Origin of the sequence: Leuconostoc sp. UCMA20149 (genome assembly GCF_030400235.1) — a bacterium.
Classification (GTDB): Bacteria; Bacillota; Bacilli; order Lactobacillales; family Lactobacillaceae; genus Leuconostoc; species Leuconostoc pseudomesenteroides.
On record NZ_VJYC01000009.1, the window covers coordinates 65987 to 72796 of the forward strand.

Annotated in this window: 9 protein-coding genes; 6 read left to right on the forward strand and 3 right to left on the reverse strand. The window is 33.7% G+C overall.

Annotated features, from left to right (window positions below; translation table 11 throughout):
* Positions 1-18: 18 nt before the first annotated feature.
* Positions 19-1011 (forward strand): glycosyltransferase family 2 protein, encoded by a 993-nt coding sequence (locus FF105_RS08015; protein ID WP_168441553.1) that lies wholly within the window; start codon positions 19-21, stop codon positions 1009-1011.
* 98 nt (positions 1012-1109) lie between these two features.
* Here the strand turns inward: FF105_RS08015 and FF105_RS08020 are convergent, their stop codons facing one another.
* Positions 1110-1625 (reverse strand): nucleoside 2-deoxyribosyltransferase, encoded by a 516-nt coding sequence (locus FF105_RS08020; RefSeq protein ID WP_010295721.1) that lies wholly within the window; start codon positions 1623-1625, stop codon positions 1110-1112.
* Between the two features lie 236 nt (positions 1626-1861).
* Entirely contained in the window at positions 1862-2233 is a 372-nt protein-coding gene (locus tag FF105_RS08025) for a hypothetical protein (protein WP_010295717.1), read from the reverse strand.
* Between the two features lie 170 nt (positions 2234-2403).
* Here FF105_RS08025 and FF105_RS08030 point away from each other — a divergent pair, with 170 nt between their 5' ends.
* From FF105_RS08030 to FF105_RS08050, 5 genes are all read left to right on the forward strand, one after another.
* Positions 2404-3435, forward strand: a complete 1032-nt coding sequence (locus tag FF105_RS08030) for an acyltransferase (RefSeq protein WP_010295713.1) — start codon at positions 2404-2406, stop codon at positions 3433-3435.
* Between the two features lie 4 nt (positions 3436-3439).
* Entirely contained in the window at positions 3440-4660 is a 1221-nt protein-coding gene (locus FF105_RS08035) for a glycosyltransferase family 2 protein (RefSeq protein WP_290046588.1), read from the forward strand.
* Complete coding sequence (locus FF105_RS08040) at positions 4661-4954, forward strand: hypothetical protein (protein WP_290046589.1); 294 nt, start codon at positions 4661-4663, stop codon at positions 4952-4954.
* Positions 4955-5000: 46 nt separating this feature from the next.
* Positions 5001-5843 carry a polysaccharide deacetylase family protein gene (locus FF105_RS08045; protein ID WP_010295706.1) on the forward strand — a complete coding sequence of 281 codons (843 nt, stop codon included), beginning with the start codon at positions 5001-5003 and terminating at the stop codon, positions 5841-5843.
* Between the two features lie 414 nt (positions 5844-6257).
* A complete protein-coding gene (locus tag FF105_RS08050; protein ID WP_228934620.1) occupies positions 6258-6320 on the forward strand; it encodes a putative holin-like toxin in 63 nt (20 codons plus the stop codon).
* A 404-nt stretch (positions 6321-6724) separates the two neighbouring features.
* Here FF105_RS08050 and FF105_RS11660 read toward each other — a convergent pair.
* Positions 6725-6810 (reverse strand): IS3 family transposase (locus tag FF105_RS11660; protein WP_168441546.1); only part of this gene is annotated, 86 nt, incomplete at its 5' end.

Here is a 6810-nt window from a genome sequence, read left to right on the forward strand (position 1 = left end):
GAATGGAGCACTTTGAATATGTTATCACGATCAAAAACACCTCGTTTGGGACTTGTTTTACCAGCCTATAACGAGCAAGAAGTCTTACAAATCACTTTATCTAAACTAAAACAAATAAAATTAGATTTAGTAAGTGAAGATCTAATCAGTCATGATAGTTTTATTCTTGTTGTAGATGATGGTTCTGAAGATGGCACATGGCAAGTTATTCAGGACCAGAAACTGATAAATTCGGATTTGATTGGTGTCAAACTTTCTAGAAACTTTGGTCATCAGTCGGCTTTATTAGCAGGAATGTTTGAAGGAATCAAATTAGCGGACATTCTCATAACACTCGATGCTGATTTGCAGGACAATCCGAATGTCATTAGAGAAATGATTGTTAAATACAATGAGGGTAGTGAAATTGTATATGGTGTCAGGTCAAGTAGAGCAGATGATACTTGGTTCAAAAGAAATTCAGCATTAGCATTTTATAAAATGTGTACTTTCTTAGGCGTCGACATGATTCCTAACCATGCAGATTTTAGATTAATGAGTCAAACTGCTGTTAAAGCACTTCTAAAATTACCAGAACGAAATGTATTTTTACGTGCGATGGTACCTTTGTTAGGATTTCAAACGGACAAAGTCTTTTATGAACGTGGTAAGCGACAAGCGGGAACATCAAAATATCCATTGAAAAAAATGTTGAGTTTTGCAATTGATGGTATTACAAGTTTTAGTGTTCAGCCGATTCGATTACTATTTGGTCTAGGAATGTTTGTTACCAGTGTTGCTGGTATTGAAATTATGTACACAATATTTGAAAAAATGATTGGTAATACAGAAGCAGGTTGGTCATCTTTGATGATTTCAATTTGGCTGTTAGGTGGTATTAACTTGGTAGCTATATCTGTTATCGGCATTTATATTGGTAAAATCTTTACAGAGGTCAAACATCGACCATTATTTGAAATTGAAACCAAAACTGAATCGTCTATTAACAATTATCAACCTGACAAGTTATAAAAATTATGTGATGGTGTTGAATTAAAAAGACAGAACTATCCAAAAATGGATATTTCTGTCTTTTTTTTAAGTAAATTGCCACAAGGAGAATAAAATTTTTAAATCGTCTTACCAACATAAAAACGCTTGTTGATTTCATAGAAATCAAACGTTTCTAAATTATTATTGGCGAGATGATGGATTGCCCCTTGAGCAGGCATAAGATTGATAGGATATTGAAATGTATCACCAACTGCTAATACAACTACAGGCTTATGGCTTGCATAGGCGTAACCCATTTCCCAAATTGTTCCGGTATCTTGATCACTTGCATCGAGTAAAGCAACTACGACATCAGCATTATCAATTGCGCTAACATCATCATCAAAAGTAGCTGTTGCCCATTCTTGGTCGGGATTGAACTCGCCATTGACAATCGGATTGGAACCTTCGTATTGATGTAACAAGGGGACATGGACATGAGCCACTGTTTGATTGTGCAATAGCGCAGCATAAGCTTCTTTTAAAAGTTTTTCTTGAATCGGATTAAACCAACCAGCTGCTAAATAAATTGTTTTCCCACTGTGGGGCGCGCTATCTTTGCCTATTATTTGTAATTCATCAATGAGTGTCATGGGACTTCGTTTCCTTTTTATTTTTGTCTTTAACAAAAGCATAGCATATTATTTTATTGCTGTGACATTGAAGTTTTAATTAATATTTGAATTGACAGTTTATACAGTGTTCAGTTCATATCAATATGTAAGTTTACCTTTATTAGGGGATGTGAGATAAAAAAGTATGCAAATTTTCAAGTGAAAAATTGTGGGGAGAATTAGTTCTTTAATTGACTAGTGAATTGGTTTTGGAATTATAGATTCTCATATAACAAGTATTTGTCTATTTTAACAAAACTACTGATTAATTCATGTTCCACATCCGTTAGCGCTGTTGCTGGAAAATTTGCCACTAGAGAACAAAGGTATTGATAATTTGAACTATTCTTTTCTGAAAAGTATTTATCACCAAATTTACCTTGTATTGTGTCAAACACCTGTTGTATTTCACTCGTTTTTGTGCAACTGAAAAAATTTTTTAAATAAATAAGTTGGGATTTATTTGAATTATCAATGATTGATTTAGCCGTATTTATGGTTACAAAAAGCCATTGCTTTAACTCAATTATATGATGAGGGTGACGTTTTAATTCAATTGTTAGCTTTTCGAAGTAATCGGGTTCCATAGCTAATATTATAACTCTTTTATACTTTGAGTAATCTCAACTAGCAAACTTATACACCAAAAGATTATTATTTTTTTTATTTTGAATCAATAATATGAGAGTGTTTTTGCTACTTTTTATACCTATAATGGGAAGTATTGTTTTTGTGAGCGTAATTTTAGGAGAATAACTTGAGAAAACGGCTATATCAAATTGACGTGATTAAAGTTTTTGCCATATTTTCAGTGGTTTCTGTACATTTTTTGTTGAATTCTGGATTTTATGATATTAGTGTCACAGGATGGATACCAACAATTGATGTGTTTCTGAGGGCCATATTTATTACAGCGGTCCCGTTGTTCATTATGGCTACGGGTTTCTTGATGGGAGACAAGTTTCTTTCTAGCAGTTACATCGTTAAAATTTGGCGAACACTTTTGCTGTATGTCATTGTGTCAATAATTGATTGGATAGGGCATACCTTAATTCTTGGTAGTAAAATATCGTTCTCAGATGCATTGTATGGTATGTTAGATTTTTCAACTGATAGTTATGCGTGGTATGTAGAAATGTATATTGGCTTATACCTGCTGATACCTCTACTAAATGCCGCTTGGCATTATCAATCTAACGAACAGTATCATCTTTATATTTTGATAATTTCTGTAATCTTGTTTTTCTTACCGTCATTATTTAACGTTTTTGGAAAAATCATGCCTGATTGGTGGACCGCGGCTTATCCGATAGGATATTACTATTTTGGTGTCTACTTTAAAACATATTTTTCTAAAATTCAAAAAATACCGCTCAAACAATTATTATTCTGGTCAATAATGATATTTAGTGTTATATCTCTGATTGCTGTAAATAATAATTACGGCAAAATTTTTCAATGGACATCAGAAAATGATTATATGGGGTATCAGCCTTTTATAGTTGCAATTATACTGTTTCTCTTGTTTCTTCGTTTGCCATTTAAGCGAGAAAAACATCGGAAATATAAAATATTAACAAAAATATCTGGCATGACACTCACGATATACTTGTTTTCAGATCTCACAGACAGCATAATTTACCATGATTTCAAATTGATGGTTCCTAGTACTAATAATCGTTTGGTGTGGGGACCGTTAATTGTGATATGTTCATTTATTTCGGCCACAATATTGTCTTTTATTGTAGAAAAAATTTTGTCAAAGTTGTCCAATACTAGGAAAGCATAACATTATGATAATCGTTTCAAACATTTTACAATTCTATACGACTTACTATCCAATCATAATGACTTTAATTTGGATTTTAGGTTCTTGGATATCTGGTAACCAATTTCACACTTATGATTCAAAATATGATTCGTTGCTTAACGCAAGTGTGACAATTTTATTGCCAACCTTTAATGAAGAGCACACTGTCATTGACACATTAAAATCGCTAGTAGCATTAAATTATACGAATTATAACATTATTGTTGTTGATGATAAGAGTAACGATTTTACCGTCTCGGTTGTTAAGAAGTGGTTATTGCATAATACACCCGAAGTGCCAATTAAATTATTAGAATTACCAAATAACATGGGTAAAGCTCAAGCTTTGAATGAAGCAATGAGCTACGTTGAATCAGAATATGTGCTGGTCACAGATGCTGACGCGCTACTGAATCCGAATGCATTGCATCAAATGTTGAAAAAATTTGATAGTGATAATGTTGGAGCTGTGACAGGAAAGCCGGTAGTCCGTAATCGAACAACGATATTAGGCAGATTACAAACGTTAGAATACGTTGGCATTATAGATCGTATAAAGCGTGCACAAGATAGTTTATTTGGTGGCATAATGACCGTCGCAGGTGTTATCGCACTATATCGTAGTGAAGCATTAGGCGATGTTGGCGGATTCGATAAGACGGCCGTTACAGAAGATATTGATATGACATGGCGCTTACGTCGCAAAAAATGGCTGATACATTACACGCCTTTAGCATTAACGTACATTCTTGTACCCGAGACGTTTAGTGGCTACTTTAAACAACGCATCAGATGGTCGGTAGGTGGTCTAGAAGTTTTTTTTAAAAATGCAAAGTGGGTCTATCACAATGAAGATGTTAAACAAAAATTTTTGCTGTTTGATATGTTATTTAGCCACATTTGGGCTTGGTTAGCTTTGATTACTTTTTTTCAATATATTATCATGACCATAGGTACCCAGACTTTTTCGTTGCCAGGCGTGATTATATTAATTTACATTGCGCTATTTTCTATTATGATTTGTCAAGGCATTATTCAAGACAAAAGACATTCTCAATTGTCTCTGCACGATGTTTTTGAAATCCCATTTTATAGCACTTTTTATTGGACGACGGCGCTGATTACTGCCATTGCGTCTCAAATCATTGTATGTACTTTACACAGACGAAAAGGGTCATGGACAAGTCCAGATCGAGGTAAATAAATGAATAAAAAACTAATTATTCGACATAAACATTTTTCAGGTAACATTTTAGCAGGTATTTTAACACTCTTTGCGTGGATTATTGTCCTTACTATCGTTATTTTGGCGTTTGTCGCGCAACTTCATGTCTACTCAGATAGTTTTGTTGTTTTGAATTTATTACTTGGCATAAATACGAATGGGGTTAATCATGGTATGCAAATTATTATGGTTTGTTTAATAATTACTTCGTTTCCAGCGATAGCAGGGTTTTTAAATCAGTATCAGGTGAAAATCAATGATGAAAAGGTATAGATTAATAATTCTGTTATTTATATTGGTAATGTTATTCATTTCTTTTATGATGATATATTTCGGTGTTCAACAGGGTAATAAACAGCAACAAATTGAACGAAAAGTAGATTACAGTTATAAAAATTTCGCTAAAACTAATAGCAACGTTAAGGATGGTGTTCTAGTGTTGGCCTACCATCGAATTCTTAAGAAAAATGCTGCTGTAGAATTTGCACAAGATGTGTCCAAAAACCCTCAGTTACAGCAATATAATGTTGATCAAACAATATTTATGCATCAAATGAAATGGCTGAAATCACATCATATCAGTGTGTGGTCAATGGATGAGTTCATTAAACACAGTCATGAAAATACAATTTCTGGAAAGCATGTCGTATTGACTTTCGATGATATTGATACTACATTACCCCGAAATGCTGCGCCGACATTGTATGATTTAAGATTACCATTTACAATATTTGTGATTACCGGTAGAGTCGGTAGTAATTTGGACGGGGAACAGTTAGCTACATGGCAAGAAATATCTAAGTTGTCTAATCATCCAGAAGTGACTGTTGGATTGCACACAAATGATTTACATTATCAAGAGGATAATAAACCAATTTTATCGACATCTTCTATATCTAAAAAGTCAATCATTTCTGATTATAAAAAGTCATATAACAAGATCAAAAATCAACTCGGCATCACACCGACAGTTTTTGCCTATCCCTATGGGAGTCAGAATGTTACACTAACTCAATATATGTATAGGCATGGTATGCAGGGAATTTTTTTACTGGAACCCGGCATTGTTAGCAATGATTTACCAAACATTTTACAAGGTGTCCCTCGCTTTGTCGTCACAAATACAAATTTTGATGAGTTGCAGTCGTGGTTGAAAAAATAAGTTTTGGCTTTGTCATGTTGATTGATTATTCAAGGATGTCTAGATTGCCAAAATAGAATTACCTTTATATGCAGTATTGCTTATACTAATCAACGAATTTTTAGTACAAGCACAGCGAACATTATCCTAAATAATGTTAGACAATATTTACTGCTCAGAAATAAGCTTTACAAGAGTGTACAAAGTATTTGCAAGACTTATTTCGTTAGTCGATTTTTAAATTTTACCAGCGATTAGGATTCAGACCAATTGTAATTTTCAGGTATGATATACTTGTTACAGCAAACAAGTTAAGATGGTGGCTATCCCGAATGGAGGTGGTGCTTATGGTGTAACAGCTAGAAGCCCAGATTCTAGGAAAGGAGATGCCTAGTGTCCGTATCGGATGCGCTACAACTAATGATTAGCTTTGGGATGTTTATCCTAACACTAATTACTTTAGTTGTTGTGTTGATCAAAAACAGCACAAAAAAATGACCATTCTTAACTTTGACGAGTGAATGGTCATTAACTTGACTATAACTTAGCCACCGTCGAAACGGGTTTGCTAGGAGTCGTAGTTAGCGCTACGGCTCTTTTCTATATCTTTATTATAGCATAGCTTTTGATTTAGTCACAAACTTAATGTTTTGTTTGTATTAATTGATTCAAAAAAATTAACGCCAGTGTTGCGAACGTTGGACTTGGCTTTAATCGACTTATAGACTATTTAGTCGTTGTCTCTGAATAAGTAAATACCAATAGTGGTTTAGTCTTAGTGGCATTTTCAAAAGCTAAACAGTACTTAGACATTAAGAAAGCAAACAGCGTACATGACAAATAATACAAATCGTTTCATGATGCTCAGAAGTCAATAAGTTGGACTATTTTTATTCAGTTACTTAGGCAACATTTGAGATACGATTGCGATTATAAAAATTGATATACCAACCAATGGCTGCTTGGACTTGCGTTAATGTTTTGTATG